This window comes from Mesorhizobium sp. P2_F8, from assembly GCF_056403655.1.
Map to the genome: position 1 here is coordinate 1 of NZ_JBFUFB010000023.1, position 17405 is coordinate 17405.

A 17405-nucleotide genomic window follows, 5' to 3' on the forward strand; every position below is an offset into this window, starting at 1 on the left:
GGATCACACGGCCCAAAGCTCGGCCGTTGTCTTGGCTGCCGACAGGCTCCACATGATCCCAGTCAGAAAGTTGCGGTCTAAGGCTTCCTGTTTTTCAGCATCCGCGCTTCCCGCAAGAGCGATGCCCAATTGAGCCCGAGGAAGTCGATCAGCTCACGGGCCTGTGCTTCGGTGATGCCGGTCTCGCTAGCCAGACGACGAGCCATGCCGTCCGTCGCAGCCGGTGGCCTTCCTGGCTCGTCAACCATCTGTCGGATGTCCCTTCCTGTGACCCAACGGCCCGCGAGGTGGATGGTTCCTGCCGCCCGCCCAGCCCAACAGGCCCCGGCCATCTACACAGCGTTTTGAGAAAGTCCGAGCAGCGAGGACATCGTGGAACCTCCCTCTTCGGACGACGTTTGGCCTTGTGTGAAACGAAGGAGACCCTGTGTCATGGACTGGAACCGCGTCGAAGGAAACTGGAAGCAGGTTAAGGGTAAGATCAAGGAACAATGGGGCAAACTCACTGACGATGATCTTGATCGAATCGCCGGTAAACGCGATCAGCTCGAAGGCAAGATCCAGGAGCGTTACGGCATCGAGAAGGATCGAGCCCGTCGCGATATCGATGACTGGTATGGCCGGCAGGGGTGGTAGGTTCGAATTCTCCGACCCGCGCAAGCGCGACTGATCATAACGCCCGTCGCTCCATTCACGGCGGCGACGGGCCGTCCTTAGGGGATAGCTTGTCGGCTAATAGAGCGCGCAGAAAGAGACGTAGCTGCGCCGATCTGAAAGGCGGCGCTGGACGGCAAAGCAAAGCCGGATCAGGCGAGAGGTACTTTGCCGCGCTGGCGGCGCCCAACGACATCTGTTGAACGCGGGATTGATTAAGGCGCGCACAGTGGCTTGGAAGGCGGAAGGGAAACAGCGGCCGACCGGAACGAAGCCCTCACTCATCGATGGGGAAGCGGCCAGTCGTGCTGCATCAACCACAGAAGGCAGCAAAGCCACCCTGCGGTCGGAGCCTAGAGGCCGTGGACGCGATGCTGCCTGGCCATCACAAATCCCGGCGCTGGGCTGGAAGGATATCTTCTGGCGGCTGTGGGAAGAATTCAACAAGGACCGGGTCCTGCTGGTCGCGGCAGGCGCGACCTTCTATCTATTGCTCGCCCTGTTTCCGGCGCTGGCGGCCTTCATTTCGATCTATGGTTTCGTCGCGGATCCTGTCACGGTCGCGGATCATGTCGCCTATCTGGGCGGTTTGCTGCCGTCGGGCGGGCTCGATCTTATTCGCGACCAATTGCAGGCCCTGGCCAAGCAGAAACCGGGTGCTCTCGGAACCGGCTTCTTCATCGGCCTTGGCATCGCGCTATGGAGCGCCAACAGCGGCATGAAGGCGCTCTTCGACGCCATGAACATAGCTTATGAAGAGCGCGAGAAACGCAGCTTCATCACCCTCAACCTGATGTCGATCCTGTTTACGGTCGGAGCCTTGCTGATTGGCATCGTGCTGTTGCTAACCGTGGGCGTCGTTCCGGCATTGTTGCGCTATTTCTACCTTGATGCCTGGACCGAAACGCTTGTTGCGGCGTCCCGATGGCCGATCCTGGTTTGCACCACGCTGACCGGCATTTCCCTGCTCTATCGCTTCGGGCCGAGTCGGGAGTATGCCAAGTGGCGATGGCTGAGTTGGGGAGCCTTGATCGCGACCACTGTCTGGATCGGGGCATCGTGGCTCTTCTCGTTCTATCTGCAGCATTTCGCCAACTACAACGCCACGTACGGATCGCTTGGCGCGGTGGTCGGCTTGATGATGTGGACTTGGATTTCAGTCATCATCCTTATTGCCGGCGCCGCCATCAACGCGGAGATGGAACATCAGACGGCCGTTGACTCGACCACGGGCCCTGCCCTGCCCATGGGCAAGCGCGGTGCGGTCGTCGCCGACACATTGGGCAAGACTGCGGATTGATATTTCGGCTCGCCGGATCCCCTCTGCAGTGCTTGCCGGTCCGAACGCGCCGCCCACGCATTTGATTTTGGCCTGCAGCCGCAATGTTCGCAGCGTGACTGAATAGCGATGCTTGGCCAAAGGCGGAATGCTGTGTTCCCATTCGCTGCGCGCCGGGCCTGACATGAGACAGGCTGACCGCGGTTCAACCGTGATGGTCTGACGATCCCATCTGTCGCCGTTCTTGCGACGCAGCCTGAAATCACACGGTGCCAGAAGCGACACGCCGGCAATCAACTCAAGCGAATGACTTCAACGAGGGTCCGCCATGCGCCATTGCGCACCCAAAAATAGTTCGGACTAAACAGCGAGGTCTAAGTTTCGCTGCCTGGAAAATGTGCTTCAGCCTCATTCGGCTCAGACAGGTTCACCTGGAAAAGGCAGACCAGTCCCGACCTTTCGAAAGTCAGCACCACACGTCCCGCGGAATCGGAGTCGAATATGCGCTCCAGGAGCTGGGTTCCAAACCCCTTGCGCTCGACGGGGACCACGATCGGGCCACCAGTCTCTCGCCATTCGAGTTCAAGTTGGCGTTGCTGTTTTTGACCAACAAGCTTCCAGGATAGCGAAACCCTGCCGTTTGCATTCGACAGCGCCCCATATTTGATCGCATTTGTCGTAAGTTCATGAAGTGCTAGAGCACATGAAAGGGCGACGTTGGGCGGAAGCCAAACCTTCCCTCCGCTGATTTGAAATCGTTCGATCGGAGCGTGTGGCTTGATCGAGGCTGTGACCAGATCATGGAGATCGGCGCCGCTCCAGTTCTTCTGCGTCAGGATATCGTGCGCCTTCGCCAGCGAGATGAGCCGGTCGGACAGGACCCGACCTGCCTCGGGCAAAGTGGTTGCGTTGCGGATCGTCTGGCTTGCGATTGCCTGGACCACCGAAAGCGTGTTCTTGACGCGGTGGTTGAGTTCATTGACCAGCAATTTGCGATGCTCTTCGCCGCGTCTGCGGTCGGTTATGTCAAGGCTGATCTGCACGGCACCAATTATGCTGCCGCCCGGGTTGCGGATCGGACGCGCGCTCGAGAGCAGAAAGCGCTCCACGCCAGACGGAAGCGTATAGGCGAATTCTTCGTTGTCTGTCAGCTCTCCACGCATGGCCCGGCTCAGAGGCCGGTCCTCTCGGCTCACAGTATGCCCGTCCTTGACCGCCACGGTGTTGATCACGAGGTCGGGCGCGCCAAACGATTTGCGGGCGTCGGTCGGCAAACCCATGAGTTCCGCCGCAAAGCGATTGCGAATGACCTGGAGGGCTTGGGGGTCATAGGTGAACCAGACCGCTGCCGGCACCGTCTCCAGTACTGTCTCCAATTCATACCGGCGCTCGGCGATGGCGCGCTCGGCGTCTACCAGCGCCTGCGCAATGGCGCCGAACTCCGCAACCGTGGTGGACATGGGCTCAACTGCGCGACCCTGACCAAGCGCCTCAGCGCGGGCAGCTAGGTCGGTGGTCGCTCCAGTGAAGCGCTTTCCCACGACGTAGCCGAGAGCGATCGACACAAGAAGCGCCAGCAGGCCGATCCCGCAAATTGCCGCGAGCGAGCGCCATAGCGGCGCCTGCACCTCGGAAAGCGGTACGTTGGCGGTATAGAACCAATCGGAAAAGGAGGATCGGTAGTAGCCCGCCAGCAGCGTGGTGCCCTCGAAGTTGCGGGATGTGAAGCTGCCGGAGCGGCCAACGATTTTTTCCAGATATTCCGGCAATCCAGGCTTGCCGCTCATCTCCTGATGCGACCTGGAACGTGCCACGTAACTTCCGTGGCGATCTCCAACACCAACCGTCCACCCCTCAAGAACAGTAGGCATCATCACATCCCGGATGCGTCCGGTCGGGATGGAAATCGAAAGGACCAGATCTTCGCCCGTCGGCGCCGGCACCCGTATGGCAACGGCTATGCGGTAGTTTTTGGAATCCTTGCTGGCAAAGACGTCGCTGACGAAAATGCCGGACGCTCTGAGTTTCTCCAGATCCCCTGCCGGCATCGGTTCGACCGGCGGCAGAACTTCACCGTGCCCGATCCCTGTATTCAACAACTGATTGCGACCTAAATCGCGCAGGACGATGATCCGGTCCGTCCCTTCGACCAGGCTGAGCGCCTCGCCGCGAAAGGTTTCCAGATCGCCATTGGCCAGAGCAGGCGATTTCGACAGACCGTTGAGAGTCGTTTGAAGATTGGCTAGTTCGCCCTCGACAACGAGCGAAACCTGCCGGGCGGTTTGGCGAGCGTCCTGTTCGAAGCGGGACCGCTCATGCACAGCATATTGGACCAGCAGATAGGCCGCGAAGAGCCAGACCGGTATCACCGCGGCCGCGATCAGACCAAGCAGGTGCGATCGAGCTGATCGACGAGGCAAAATGCTGTTTCCCCTGCCGCCTCAGAAAACCTGGCCAACCATAATCGCAAGCCGGTGAACAGCAAGCAATAGTTCAAGCTAGGGCGGCCGCGGCAGTCGAGAGAAATTCGACCCGCCGACAGCGAGCTGATCCCGACAAATAGTGCGTCGGACCGRCTCCTCGGGTTGCGTGAGAATTATCCTTTGGGGCCGGTTCGCGTCGAAGCCGAATTTTTTATGGAGGATCGGCCTTTCGGAATTTCATTCCTGTCTAAGTCTATAACATTAGTGGACTTTAATCCTCAGCCCCTCGCTCAGGGCTGGCAATCGAAGCTGTGCCCTCTGTTCCAAAGGATTAAGATACCATGCGAAAACTGATTTCCGCTGCCCTTGTTGGGCTTGCCCTGGCGGCCAGCTCCGCCGCAGCGCTTGCCGCCGACAAGAAAGTCGTCATCGCCTACCAGACGGGTGCCAATCCGTACAATCTCGGCATTGCCAATGGCGATCTTGCCAAGAAGACCGGCTGGGACATCGAATTCCGCCGCTTCAATTCAGGCGCCGACATCTTTGCCGCCATCGCATCCGGCGACGTTCAGATCGGCGATGTCGGATCGAGCCCGTTCGCCGCCGCCGTCAGCAGGGGCATCGACGTGAAGGCGTTCTACATCTCCTCGGTCTCTCGTGACGGCGAAGCCCTGGTGGTGCGGCCCGAGATCAAGTCGCCGGCCGACTTGCGGGGCAAGAAGCTCGCCGCAGCACCCGTCTCGACTGACCATTACCAGCTTCTCGCCGTACTCAAGCAGGAAGGTATCACGGAGAAGGAAACCCAGGTCATCGCCATTCCTCAGCCCGAAATCGTCGCGGCCTGGAAGCGCGGTGACATCGATGGCGCCTTCGTCTGGGATCCGGCACTCTCCGAACTCAAGAAGAACGGCAAGGTCCTGCTCACAGCCGGCCAGGTCGCTGATCGTGGGGCTCCGACCTTCAGCGCACTTGTCGTGACCGGCGATTTTGCCAAGGCCAATCCCGACTTCCTCGGCCAGTATGTCCGGCTGATCGACGGCTACACAACGTCATACCTGACCAACCCAGCTTCCTGGGGACCGGACTCCGAGAGCGCCAAGGCGATCGCCAAATTGCAGGGTGGCACGGCGGCCGAGAATTCGGAGCAGTTGAAGACGACGGTGGTTCCGCTAGTCGATGAACAGGCTTCCGACAAATGGCTGGGCGGTGGCGACAAGAGTGCTGTCGCGAAAATCCTCAAGGACACTGCGGGCTTCCTGAAGGACCAGAAGAAGATCACCGCCATCAAGGACAGCTACGCCTCAGCCGCCGATCCGCAATATGCGCAGGCCGCCAAGGCTTCCAACTAAAAATCATTGAACGACATTCGGCTCTGGCTGGCGGCAATCTCGCCAGCCAAACTGCCTGGAGGCCACCATGCTTCGAATTCGCGACGCCAGCGTCACCTTTCCAGCTTCCGACGGCCAGGACGTTCACGCGCTCGATCACGTCTCGCTCGACATTGCACCTGATTCCATTGTCGTCGCCGTTGGTGCTTCCGGATGCGGCAAGTCGACATTGCTCAACGCGATCGCCGGCTTCCTGCCGCTCACCGAGGGCACGATCACACTGGATGGAAAGGAGATCGTCGCACCCGGCGGCGATCGTGGTGTCGTTTTCCAGAAGGATACCTTGTTGCCCTGGGCCAATGTGCTGGACAACGTTGCTCTCGGCCTGAAATACCGGGGCGTGCGGCGCAGTGAACGCCATGAGCGATCGAGGCGTCTGCTGGAACTGGTCGGGCTCGCCGATTTCGCCGAAAAGCCGCCCTATGAACTGTCCGGCGGCATGCGCCAGCGCGTCGGCATCGCGCGAGCCCTGGCCACCGATCCGAAGATCCTGCTGATGGATGAGCCGTTCGGCGCCCTCGACAGCCTGACGCGCGAGACAATGCAGCAGCTTCTGGCCTCGGTCTGGGCCAAGACTGGCAAGCAGATCCTGTTCATCACCCATTCCATCGAGGAAGCCCTCACGCTCGGCACGACCATCGTTGTGATGTCGCCTCGGCCTGGCCGTATCGTTGCCCGGTTCGAGGCCGATTTCGTCCGCGAGTTTGCCAGGAGCGGCGACATCGGGCCGATCCAGTCCCACCCGCGTTTCATTGAACTGCGTCAGGAAATCCGCTCGCTGATCCACCAGCCGGAAGGCGCCCGCACAGGAACCTTGCAATGACGCTTGCCGCCAATTCCCCGACTTCGTTCCCACCTTCGACGACCCAGCGCAGGCCGTCCCTCCAGCCACGCCGATCCGCGTCGACAGGCACGCTCGGCATAAGCCTGGTCACACTGGCTGCACTGATCGCGTTGTGGTTCATCGCCGCGCGCTTTGGCTGGGCGTCGCCGCTGTTCCTGCCGTCGCCGGCCGAGGTGCTGACCCAATTCAGCGCCGTCTGGGCCGACGGCTATGCCAACGGCACGCTTCTCGACCACACACTGGCAAGCCTGGGCCGCATCGCCGCGGCGCTCGGCGTCGGCATTTTCCTTGGCATTCCGCTCGGCCTGCTGATGGGCCTCAATCGCTGGGTCAAGGGCATCTTCAGCGTGCCGATCGATCTCTACTGGGGGTTGCCGCCGCTGGCCTACCTGCCGCTGCTGATCATCTGGCTGGGCATCGGCGAGACTTCCAAGATCGTGCTCCTGTCGCTGTCAACCTTTGCCCCAATCTGCTTTGCCGCACAGGCTGGTGTCCGGTCAGTGCCGGCTGAACGCATCAACGCCGCGCTGTCGCTCGGCGCCAGCCGGCTGCAACTGTTCACCAGCATCATCCTGCCGTCCGCATTGCCGGAAATCATGACCGGCTTGAAGATTGCCATCGGTGCCGGATTGTCGACGTTGGTCGCGGCCGAGCTTATCGCGGCCCAGTCAGGCCTTGGCTACATGATCATGTCGGCCGCCAATTTCCTCGCCACCGACGTCGTCTTCGTCGGCCTCATCGTCATCGCCATCCTTGCCTTTGCCTTCACCAGCGGCATGCGCTGGCTGGAGCACCGTCTCATCCCCTGGAAGGGCAAGCTCTGACGCTTGCCTGCCCACACATTCCCCGTCGCTGAAGGAACAATCCGATGCCCAGCAAGCCGCTCGACCTCTACTGGTACCTGCCGACGCATGGCGATGGACCGTATCTCGGCACCGACGAGCGGCACCGGCCGGCAACCTTCGGCTATCTCAAGGAGATCGCCCAGGCCGCCGACCGGCTTGGCTTCAAGGGCGTGCTGCTGCCCACCGGGACGCGGTGTGAGGACGCCTGGATCGTGGCGGCCGGGCTGATCCCGCTTACCGAGCGGCTGAAGTTCCTCGTCGCGCTTCGGCCGGGCAGCGGAACGCCGGCCCTGTTTGCCCGTCATGCCGCCACCCTGGACCGCATCTCCGGCGGCCGCATCCTGCTCAATGTCGTCACCGGTGCGGATCCAGCCGACCTCGCCGGCGACGGCAACAAGCTCAGCCATGACGAGCGCTATGCGCAAACCGACGAGTTCCTGACCATTTGGCGGCGGATACTTTCGGGTGAGCCAGCGGATTTCGAGGGCAAGTACCTTTCTGCCCACGGCACCGACATTTCCTTCCCGCCGGTTCAGCAACCCCATCCGCCACTCTGGTTCGGAGGCTCTTCCGACGCCGGCATTGCGATCGCCGCCAAGCATGTGGACGCCTATCTGAGCTGGGGCGAACCGGTGGACCAGCTTGCCGAGAAGATCGATCGCGTGAGGAAAGCAACGGCTGCACAAGGCCGCACGATCCGTTTCGGCCTTCGCATTCATCTGATCGTACGCGAAACGGAGGATGAGGCCTGGGCTGCCGCTGACCGGCTGATCAGCCACGTCACCGACGACCTGATCGCCGAAGCCCAGAACGGATTTATCCACATCTCGGAATCCGTTGGGCAGAAGCGCATGTCGGCACTTCATCAGGGCCGGCGCGACCGGCTGGTTGTCGGCCCGAATCTGTGGGCTGGACCTGGGCTGGTGCGTGGCGGCGCGGGAACGGCGCTGGTCGGCAATCCCGACAATGTTGCAGCGCGCATACGCGAGTATCAGGACATCGGCATCGAAACGATCATCGCGTCCGGCTACCCGCACCTGGAAGAGGCGTTCAACGTCGCCGAACTGCTTTTCCCCAAACTCGGGTTGAGTGGCGAAGCCGCACCTTTGGAGCGTAGCTGGGACGTCGAGTTCGGACGCGGTGTGCCTTCCAAGGTCGCGGCATCCGCATCGTAACGTCCTGTCTGCTCCGCGCTCAGAAAAGCCACACTACTGGTAACATCGAAGGACTGAGGTAGGACCGGCAGCAGACCGGCAGCTTGGGGGAATGTAGCATCCCAGTGGACAGTCCGCATCTTGCGGACTCCGTCCCGCGGTGGGACATCCGTCAACTCGCAGGCGAATGGCCCGCATTTGCCAAACCTGCCAAAGTCGAAATTTCGACCCCGCGACCCCTTCCAGACCTTGACGAAAATTGGTGCGCCTGTTTGAGACCGGGGCAATGGGGATATTTGCTCCATGGGGAGAAGAGCAAGCGGTGGGCAAGCTGGTGAAGCGCGTTTTTCGATTGCTTGCCGCGATGATCATGGCGTCCGGGGTGTCCGGCTGCACAAGCATTTCCTACTACGCGCAGTCGTTGGAAGGTCATGTGCAGATCATGGCGGCGCGCGAAAATGTTGGAAAACTGATCCATGATCCTTCGACGCCCGAGGCATTGCGCGCCAAGCTGACGTCGGCGAGCGCCATACGACGGTTTGCCACAGATGAACTGGCACTGCCCGACAACAGCAGCTACCGCAGCTATGTTGACATCGGTCGGGACGCTGTGACCTGGGCCGTTTTTGCGGCGCCACAATTCTCCCTGACGCCACGAACCTGGTGCTTTCCGGTTTTCGGCTGCGTTCCGTACCGGGGTTACTTTGCTCGGAAATCCGCGACTGACACCGCTGTCGAGCTTCATCGACAGGGGCTGGACGTCTATGTCACAGGCATCACCGCCTATTCCACACTGGGCTGGTCCAGTGACCCGCTGCTAAGCACCATGCTTCGTCAGGATGACACGTATCTCGCAAGCCTTGTCTTTCATGAGCTGGCGCATCAGCGCATCTATGTGAATGACGATTCCGCATTCAATGAGGCTTTCGCGGTTGCCGTCGAAACCACCGGCGCAAGGAAATGGCTGCGCGCTGCTGGCGATCGCGCCGGATTGCGCCGCTACGAAGCCGATCGCAAGCGCCGTGCCGATTTTCTTGGACTGCTGTCGAAAACGCGGGACGAGTTGGGGCAGGTCTATGCAAGTCCCCGTACCCCGGAGCAGATGGCGGCTGCCAAGGCAGCCACGATCGACAAGCTCCGGACGCGCTACAGGCAAATGCGCGACAGGCGCTGGGGCGGATACCGGGGGTACGACGCGTGGTTCGATGCCCCGATCAACAACGCAAAGCTCGCCGCGACCACTGTCTATGGCGAACAGGTTCCGGCGTTTCTTCGCTTGTTCGATCTGTGTTCCGGCGACTATCCAAGGTTCTACGCTTCTGTTCGGCGGATCGCGGATTTGCACAAACCTTCCCGTGCCGAAGCGCTTGAGGCTGCGGCCACGTGTGATTGACTTGATCGCCCATCAAGGACATCCACGATGCCCGCACAATCCGCGATGCAGAGCCGATCCAGGCATTGTTCGCCGCACGACTAGATAAGGCAGATACGGTGAAGCGTTCTGGGCGACACCCCAGGCACGGCGCCCCTGGAACAAGGGTCCAAACTTTTAGAGTAAGGGCGAGACACTAGGCAGCCGAAGGCGCCCCAACTGAGGCGGGGATTTTTGGGACGACACATACCATGAAGCGCTATTTTCCGATTGCACTCGCTGGGCCTGAACTTGCCAAATGACACTATATGCGCGAAACTTGTTATGTGCGGAACTTGGTTTTCGAAGAGCCGCTCATAGGGCGGATGCGGGAATGGCGTTGTTGTCCGCACCACCACCGTCACGACCGGGCGATCAAGGATAACGGCGAGCAAGCGGGGTTCCAATCAATGGCATATGTCGCGTCTTGGCGGAATCCTCGCGTAAGAGCAGCTTTTGCTGCCATTGCGTTATCGCAGTTTGCGGCCATCGCGCATTCCAGCGAGGGATCATTTGATGACTTTCCCTTCTTGGTGCATTGCGAGGTTAGCGGTCTGCATCGTGCTTTCTATTTGTCCACAATTAGCCAAGACGGGGTTGCCGTCTATATTTCGCCGGACAGGCTGGCCGGCACCATAACTGTAAGAGGCAAGGCCGATCCGGTGGGCGCAGACGGGTCGGGAAGTTGCGCAGGAAAAACACTTGAGCAACTACGATCGACGGGTCAAGCATATGACTTGCAACACTGATTTTTGAGGAATGCTGTCGGCGCAATTCCACCTTCAAATGCGAACTTTTCGCCGCCTGTTGGTTCGGTCACACATTTCCGCCAGATCCCGTTTGTCAAACGGCTTCCAAAACTGCCCCCCGATCGGCGTCCAATTTTGATCCCCTTTATGTAGTGCGGAGCGGTCAACGTTCGCCCGGGCGGACCTGGTCAGGGTTGCGCAGCCCCGGCGAGCGCGGATTGCGCTTGGCAGCTGATTGGGTGATCAGGCGCGGTTCTTGAAGCGCCAGGACTCGTTGCCGGTCTCGATGATCTCGCAATGATGGGTGAGACGGTCGAGGAGCGCTGTCGTCATCTTGGCGTCGCCGAAGACGGCGGGCCATTCTCCGAAGCTCAAGCAGTTCCGCCGTGTCGCAACCCGCTACGACAAGCTGCTGGCCAACTTCATGGGCTTCTTCGTTAAACGCGCCGCTATCGCTATCTGGCTCAGATAGTTAAATCGTTACTGCGACCTAGGGTTGAAACGAAATAGTGCCTTTTTTGTCACATCGTTTGGGCAATGTCGTCTCGACTGATTTCGTTGCGGCCGATTTCGATTGTGGTGACTAAGCGCGAGCGTAAATCTCGCACTTGGAAAGGGTGTGACTCATCTTTTCGGAGGCCGGTAGATCCACGGCACCCACTTTGAAGCCGGAGGTTGAAAATGAACATCAAGAGCCTTCTTCTCAGCTCCGCTGCGGCTCTAATCGCTGTTTCCGGTGCGCGCGCCGCCGACGCCGTCGTCGTCGCCGAGCCGGAACCCGCTGAATACGTCAAGATCTGCGACGTCTACGGCGTTGGCTACTTCTACATCCCCGGCACCGAAACCTGCCTGCGCATCGGCGGCTATGTCCGCTACGACATCGGCATCGGTGACACCGGCTCGTTCGACGGTGCGAAATCTGCGGATCATCAGGATGGAGATGACAACAGCACGTACTTCAAGAACACCCGCTTCACGCTGAAGACCTGGACCGGCCAGGAAACCGAACTCGGTACCTTGAAGACCTACACCGAGACCCGCTTCAAATTCGGTAATTCCAACGGCTTCGGTGACGAGTTCGGCAACGAGGCTCACAATAAGGACCTCGAGCTGAACTTCGCCTGGATCCAGCTCGGTGGTCTGCGCGTCGGCAAGGACGAATCGGCCTTCGATACGTTCATCGGCTACGCCGGCAACGTCCTCCAGGATACGCTGGTTCCCTACGGCGTTTTCGATACCAACGTCATCCAGTACTACTTCGACGCTGGCAACGGCTTCTCAGCCGTCGTCTCGCTCGAAGAAGGCTATGGCGCCTACACGATCGACAGCTACGTTCCGCATGTCGTCGGCGGTGTGAAGTGGACGCAGGGCTGGGGCGCCATCACCGGTGTCGTCGCTTATGACAGCAACTACGAAGAAGTCGCCTTCAAGGCCCGCTTGGACGTGAACGTGTCTGACGCTCTGCAACTGTGGGTCATGGCCGGCTACGGCACCGACGACAACCTCAGCGACACGACCTTGGCTTTCCCGGCCAACGGTCGCGGTTTCTACAAGCAGTGGGGCGGCAACTGGGCAGTGTGGGGCGGTGGCACCTACAAGTTCAACGAGAAGACCTCGTTCAACCTTCAGGTGTCTGCTGACGACTGGAAGAACCTCGGCGTTGCAGCGAACGTCGCTTATAACGTTGTTCCCGGCTTCACGGTCACGGCCGAAGTCGACTATCTCCATGCAGGCCGGTTTGGCGATGTTGACTTTGTCAACCCCGCGTTTACGCCTGCCGACAAGGAGAACAGCGTCGGTGGTATGCTCCGCTTCCAGCGCGACTTCTAACAGGTCTCGCTTCGGCGAAACCGAAACCCGGCGGGTTGCCGCCGGGTTTTCTTGTCCACAACAGAGTCTGCTCGGCGCGATTTGACGTCCAAGCTTAGCATTCTCTCTGCTTCTCTATTCCGCAGCTGCGTCAGAGAATGATTGTGGCATGAAGCAGCCGTGATTTGCCGCCTCAAAAATCAATAGTTATGGTGGGCCCGGAGGGTCAACGTTTTCTACACAAAATCAATATGTTAGCGGATGGTTCGCCAACCCGTTTCCTTCGTATTCCCTCGTATGGTCAGGCGAACCTAAGGACCAAGAGGAGGACTAGTTTTCCATGCACGCGGACAAAAGGATCGATGAACCCGTGACAAGCTTGGCTGGTTTTGGGCTGCAGGCGGAATGGCAGCTTTCCGGCTTCGCAACGAAGGATATCAGAAGTTCAACCTGCCTCGGTCGGCGCCGCCAGCTGCTCTTGCCTTCGCAAAGTCCGTTGACGAAGTGTTCAAGCGGGAACGCGATCTGACAGAAAGCGGCGCCAGCCGCCGAATGATGAGATGTCATAAGCGCCTAGCAAGCCCACGGATTCCACCAGAAAGCCTTTGGCGGTGCTGCCGTCATCAAGCTCTATACTGCCAATGCCCAGCGGCGGCGGGATGGCGGCCACAAAGTGGCCGAAAGCGTCGGCAGGGAGCCGCCAGACCTCCACCTCGATCGCAGTGCCGCCGTTCCCGACACGAACCAGTCCCGGCTTGGGCGTCGCTTGGCCCGCGAGCTCATAAAGCTTGTATGAAGAGGCTGTCCTCATCGCCCGACAGAACCGGGCACCAGCCTCCCTGAGCTGGCCATTGAGCGGCATTCCCGAGAGGTGAGCGCCGACCACCACCAATTCGATCGTGCCGTCTTCGGCCGATGCGCCGACAGGCTGCGCGCTCGGCTGCCGCCAGCCGATCGCGCCGAGGGTGAGGCCGCTCGCGGCATGGAGATCGCGCGCGACGGACGCTACAAGGCCGTCCAGTCCGGCGGCCGCAAGCAGCGTCACGCTCATCGGCAGGCCGTCATCGCGCGTGCCGGTCGGTACGGCAATGCCGCACATATCGAGCAGGTTGACGAAATTGGTGTAGGTGCCGAGCCGGCTGTTGGTCTCGACCGGATCGGCGAGCACGCCGGCAGTGGTGTAATGCGTCGGCGCGGTCGGCACGCAGAACAGGTCGACCGAGGCGATGACCGGGGCGAGCTTCGCCTTGTAAGCCTGCAAGGCATAGAGGCCGCGAAAGGCGTCCGCCGCCGACAGACTTCTGGCGCCGCCGATGATCTTGCGCGTCACCGGATGCATGGCGGCTTCGTTGGCTTCCATGAAATCGCGGATCGCCGCATAGCGTTCTGCCACCCAGGCGCCCTCATAGAGCAGGTTGGCGGTCGCGTAGAAATCGCCGAACGGGATTTCGACCAGCCGGCAGCCGACCCGCGACAGCATGGCAAGCGAGGTTTCGAATCCGGCCTGCATCGCCGCATCGCCGAAGAATTTGAGGTCGGCTTTTGCCGGCACGCCGACAGTCAGCACCGGCTGACGCGTGGCGAGCGGCTGGATGGCGATGTCGCGCGAATAGGGATCGGCCGCATCGCGCGCGGCTGCGACCGAGAACACCCGATAGGCGTCGTCGACGGTTAGCGCGAACACCGAGACGCAATCGAGCGTTCGGCAGGCCGGCACCACGCCGGCGGCCGACAGCGCGCCGACCGTCGGCTTCAGCCCGACGATGTTGTTGAGGCCGGCCGGGATGCGGCCGGAGCCGGCGRTGTCGGTGCCCAGCGCGAAGGAGACGATGCCGCGTGCCGTCGCCACCGCCGACCCTGAGGAGGAGCCGCCCGGCACGAGCTCCGCATCGATGGCGTTGCGCGGGATCGGCCAGGGCGTGCGCACGCCGACGAGGCCGGTGGCGAACTGGTCGAGATTGGTCTTGCCGACGACCAGCGCGCCGGCGGCCCTGAGCCGCGCGACTACGGTGGCGTCACCGTCGGGCCAGTAGGTGTATTCGGCGCAGGCCGCCGTCGTCGGCATGCCGGCGACGTCGATGTTGTCCTTGACGGCGAAGGGAATACCCCAGAGCGGTTTTCCCACCGGATCGAACGGGCCAAGCGCTTCGGCCGCCGCAAGCAGATCCGCCCGGGCGGCGAGGTGGATGAAGATGCCCGGATCATCAGCTGTCTCGATGCGGGCATGGATAGTCGCAATCACATCGCCAACGCTGAGGCCGCTCCGATAGGCCGCGTGCAGGCTCGCTATGTCGAAGTGGACATCACTCATTTCGTCTCCCCCAGAATGATCACCGGCAGATCCCATTGGATCAGCACGACGCAGCCCTCCTTCGTCCACACCGAATGCTCGGTCCCGACCGGATTGAGGATCACGCTGCCGGCAGGATAGTCGCCGTTCTCGTCGCTCTGGGTCCCTTCCAGGACGACGATGGTTTCCAGCCCGGCATGGCGGTGGCGCGGCACGCCGGCGCCAGGCTGGTAGCTGAGGATCGCGACCGACGGCTCGACCGGTCCGCCCTTCAGCAGCCAGTGCACGCTGATGCCGTCGCGGAAATGCTCGAACGCCAGATCGCGCCAGCCGCTGTCGAGCAGGCCGGCAAAGGCAAGATTAGGCATTAGCAATTCCCTCGAGCACCTGGTCGGTCGTTGCCGTCCAGCCAACGATGGCGCCCTGCGCCCTGATCATGGCCAGGGCCGCTGCCTTGAATTCGGGAAAGTAGCTTTCCGTCGCATCTTCGGCGAGCAGGCATTCATAGCCACGGTCGTTGGCCTCGCGCATCGTCGTCTGCACGCAGACTTCGGTCGTCACCCCGGCAAAGACGAGTTGGCGGGCGCCGATCCACTTGAGGTCGTTGCTGAGGCTGGTCGCATAGAAGGCCCCCTTGCCGGGCTTCTCGATGACGATCTCGCCGGGCAAGGGCGCAAGCTCGTCGAGGATCGCGGTGCCGGGTTCGCCCGCGATCAGTAGACGTCCCATCGGGCCCATATCGCCGATGCGGATCGACGGATTGCCGCGGTCGCGCTTGGCCGGCGGCAGGTCCGAAAGGTCGGGCCTATGGCACTCCATGGTGTGGATCACCGGCAGGCCGGCAGCGCGAAAGCCTTCGATCAGACGCTTCACCGTCGGCACGATCGCCACGACCCGACTGACGTCGTTGCCGAGGCTGGCGCCGAAGCCGCCCGGTTCGGCGAAGTCGCGCTGCATGTCGATGACGATAAGCGCCGTGGTCTCAGGCTTGAAGCCGAAGGCAAAGGGCTGTGCTGCGATTTCTGCCATCAGTGATGCCCTGCCATGTGCTCGCCGATCGTCTGCACACTCGCCTGCGCGATCGGCGTCTCGTAGACGAGCGCGCCATCGGACATGACGAGGATGCGATCCGAGAGCTCCAAAAGCTCGTCAAGGTCTTCCGACATCAGGAGCACCGCGGCCCCCGAATTGCGCGCCTTCATGATGCGGGCGCGAATTTCGGCCACGGCCGAGAAGTCGAGGCCGAAGCACGGGTTGGAGACGATCAGAAGGTCGACTTCGCCGGTCAGTTCCCTCGCGAGCACGGCACGCTGCACATTGCCGCCAGACAGCGAAGCGATTGGCGAGGCAAGCGAGGCGGTCTTGACCTTGAACTGCTCGACCAGCCTGGCGCTGAAGGATTTGATGGTGCTGGCGCTGATCCAGCTCACCGGCTTGCCGTTGCTGTCGATGTCGAAGGTGCGGAAGGAGATGTTCTCAGCCACCGTCATTTTCGGCGCGCAGGCGTTCTTCAGCGGCTCTTCCGGGATAAGGCGGACGTTGAGCGCACGCGCCTCGGCACGCGTCGCCGCATAGGCGGTGCCGCGCACCATGACTTCGCCGGCATCGCGCGGGCGCTGCCCGGCCAGCACTTCGAGGAATTCCTTCTGGCCGTTGCCGGAAATGCCGGCGATGCCGACGATCTCGCCGGAGCGCACGCCGAGATCCTCGATCCGGATCGACTTCAGCCCGGTGCGGTCAGGCGCCTTCAGCGCCTTGACCTTGAGCACGATCTCGGCGTCCGGCTTCGGCTCGGCGCGGCTGTCGAGCGCGGCGATCGGCTGATCGCCGATCATCATCGTCGCCATGGCTTTGCGGTCGAGGTCGACGACGCGGCCGGTGCCGGTCAGCCGACCCTTGCGCAGCACGCTGACGTCGTCGGCGAACGCCGTCACCTCGTGGAATTTGTGCGAGATCATCAGCACGGTCAGGTCGCCGGCTTTTGTCATGTCGCGCACAAGGCCCAGCACTTCCTGCGCCTCGCCGGGGGTGAGCACGGAGGTCGGCTCGTCCAGCACCAGGAAGGAGCGGCCAAGATAAAGCTGCTTGATGATCTCCAGCTTCTGCTTCTCGCCGGCCGCCAGTTCGGCCACCTTGACGTCGAGCGGCAGCTTGAACGGCATGCGATCCATGAACACGGCAAGGTCGCCGCGCTCCTTGCGCCAGTCGATCACGCCGGGAACCTTCTCACGCGAAATGACCAGGTTTTCGGCACCGGTCAGCGACGGGACAAGCGTAAAATGCTGGTAGACCATGCCGAGGCCGAGCGCCGATGCGTCCCTGGGGCTGGCGATCGCCACCTCGCGGCCGTCGACCAGAATGTCGCCGGCGGTCGGGTGATAGAAACCCATTATGCATTTGACCAGCGTCGACTTGCCGGCGCCGTTCTCGCCGAGCAGTGCGTGGAAGGAGCCGGCCGGCACCTTGATGGAGACATCGCCCAGCGCCGTGAAGGCGCCGAAACGCATGGTCATGCCGATGGTCTGTACGCCGACGGCTTTGCCGGTGATCGCGCTCATC

At 61.4% G+C, this 17405-nt stretch carries 14 protein-coding genes and 3 pseudogenes; 9 read left to right on the forward strand and 8 right to left on the reverse strand.

Translation table 11 applies throughout. The annotated features are described in order from the left end of the window. Positions 1–77: 77 nt before the first annotated feature. The gene (locus AC1DZP_RS32330) at positions 78–248 is read right to left on the reverse strand and encodes a hypothetical protein (RefSeq protein ID WP_477308020.1); all 171 of its coding nucleotides are present in this window, start codon (positions 246–248) and stop codon (positions 78–80) included. Positions 249–432: 184 nt separating this feature from the next. On the opposite strand from AC1DZP_RS32330, the gene AC1DZP_RS32335 reads away from it, so the two are divergent. Together AC1DZP_RS32335 and AC1DZP_RS32340 are read left to right on the forward strand one after the other, a co-directional pair. Continuing rightward, positions 433–636 carry a CsbD family protein gene (locus AC1DZP_RS32335; RefSeq protein WP_095091057.1) on the forward strand — a complete coding sequence of 68 codons (204 nt, stop codon included), beginning with the start codon at positions 433–435 and terminating at the stop codon, positions 634–636. Positions 637–937: 301 nt separating this feature from the next. Beyond that, complete coding sequence (locus AC1DZP_RS32340) at positions 938–1954, forward strand: YihY/virulence factor BrkB family protein (RefSeq protein WP_477308099.1); 1017 nt, start codon at positions 938–940, stop codon at positions 1952–1954. Positions 1955–2032: 78 nt separating this feature from the next. On the opposite strand, the pseudogene AC1DZP_RS32345 reads toward AC1DZP_RS32340, so the two are convergent. Next, positions 2033–2233, reverse strand: a pseudogene (locus AC1DZP_RS32345) (alpha-ketoglutarate-dependent dioxygenase AlkB); the annotation flags it as partial. 74 nt (positions 2234–2307) lie between these two features. Next, entirely contained in the window at positions 2308–4353 is a 2046-nt protein-coding gene (locus AC1DZP_RS32350; protein ID WP_477308022.1) for a sensor histidine kinase, read from the reverse strand. Positions 4354–4697: 344 nt separating this feature from the next. Between AC1DZP_RS32350 and tauA the strand changes: the two genes are divergently transcribed. The 5 genes from tauA (at position 4698) to AC1DZP_RS32375 (ending at position 9980) form a co-directional block, all read left to right on the forward strand. Next, positions 4698–5705 carry a taurine ABC transporter substrate-binding protein gene (gene tauA, locus AC1DZP_RS32355; RefSeq protein ID WP_477308024.1) on the forward strand — a complete coding sequence of 336 codons (1008 nt, stop codon included), beginning with the start codon at positions 4698–4700 and terminating at the stop codon, positions 5703–5705. Positions 5706–5772: 67 nt separating this feature from the next. Then, on the forward strand, positions 5773–6567 hold the full coding sequence (locus AC1DZP_RS32360; RefSeq protein ID WP_477308026.1) for a taurine ABC transporter ATP-binding protein: 795 nt from the start codon (positions 5773–5775) through the stop codon (positions 6565–6567). Next, a complete protein-coding gene (locus AC1DZP_RS32365) occupies positions 6564–7412 on the forward strand; it encodes an ABC transporter permease subunit (protein ID WP_477308028.1) in 849 nt (282 codons plus the stop codon). The genes AC1DZP_RS32360 and AC1DZP_RS32365 overlap by 4 nt, the downstream gene beginning before the upstream one ends. 44 nt (positions 7413–7456) lie before the next feature. Beyond that, complete coding sequence (gene ssuD / locus AC1DZP_RS32370) at positions 7457–8608, forward strand: FMNH2-dependent alkanesulfonate monooxygenase (RefSeq protein WP_477308030.1); 1152 nt, start codon at positions 7457–7459, stop codon at positions 8606–8608. A gap of 349 nt (positions 8609–8957) precedes the next feature. After that, positions 8958–9980 carry an aminopeptidase gene (locus AC1DZP_RS32375; protein WP_477308101.1) on the forward strand — a complete coding sequence of 341 codons (1023 nt, stop codon included), beginning with the start codon at positions 8958–8960 and terminating at the stop codon, positions 9978–9980. Positions 9981–10990: 1010 nt separating this feature from the next. Here the strand turns inward: AC1DZP_RS32375 and AC1DZP_RS32380 are convergent. After that, positions 10991–11122, reverse strand: a pseudogene (locus tag AC1DZP_RS32380) (ATP-binding protein); the annotation flags it as partial. Between AC1DZP_RS32380 and AC1DZP_RS32385 the strand changes: the two are divergent. Next, a pseudogene (locus AC1DZP_RS32385) lies at positions 11115–11219 on the forward strand (IS5/IS1182 family transposase); the annotation flags it as partial. The pseudogenes AC1DZP_RS32380 and AC1DZP_RS32385 sit on opposite strands and share 8 nt — an antisense overlap. A gap of 209 nt (positions 11220–11428) precedes the next feature. Further along, positions 11429–12577: a porin gene (locus AC1DZP_RS32390; RefSeq protein WP_477308032.1), complete on the forward strand. Its 1149-nt coding sequence runs from the start codon at positions 11429–11431 to the stop codon at positions 12575–12577. A gap of 487 nt (positions 12578–13064) precedes the next feature. On the opposite strand, the gene atzF is transcribed toward AC1DZP_RS32390, so the two are convergent. The 4 genes from atzF to AC1DZP_RS32410 are packed head-to-tail and all read right to left on the reverse strand — an operon-like array spanning position 13065 to position 17404. Further along, a complete protein-coding gene (atzF, locus tag AC1DZP_RS32395) occupies positions 13065–14867 on the reverse strand; it encodes an allophanate hydrolase (protein ID WP_477308034.1) in 1803 nt (600 codons plus the stop codon). After that, complete coding sequence (locus tag AC1DZP_RS32400; RefSeq protein WP_477226533.1) at positions 14864–15214, reverse strand: cupin domain-containing protein; 351 nt, start codon at positions 15212–15214, stop codon at positions 14864–14866. Before AC1DZP_RS32400 ends, atzF begins: the two co-directional genes overlap by 4 nt. Continuing rightward, positions 15207–15875 carry a cysteine hydrolase family protein gene (locus AC1DZP_RS32405; protein WP_477226532.1) on the reverse strand — a complete coding sequence of 223 codons (669 nt, stop codon included), beginning with the start codon at positions 15873–15875 and terminating at the stop codon, positions 15207–15209. Before AC1DZP_RS32405 ends, AC1DZP_RS32400 begins: the two co-directional genes overlap by 8 nt. Beyond that, positions 15875–17404: an ABC transporter ATP-binding protein gene (locus tag AC1DZP_RS32410; protein WP_477226531.1), complete on the reverse strand. Its 1530-nt coding sequence runs from the start codon at positions 17402–17404 to the stop codon at positions 15875–15877. Before AC1DZP_RS32410 ends, AC1DZP_RS32405 begins: the two co-directional genes overlap by 1 nt. Position 17405 lies beyond the last annotated feature (1 nt).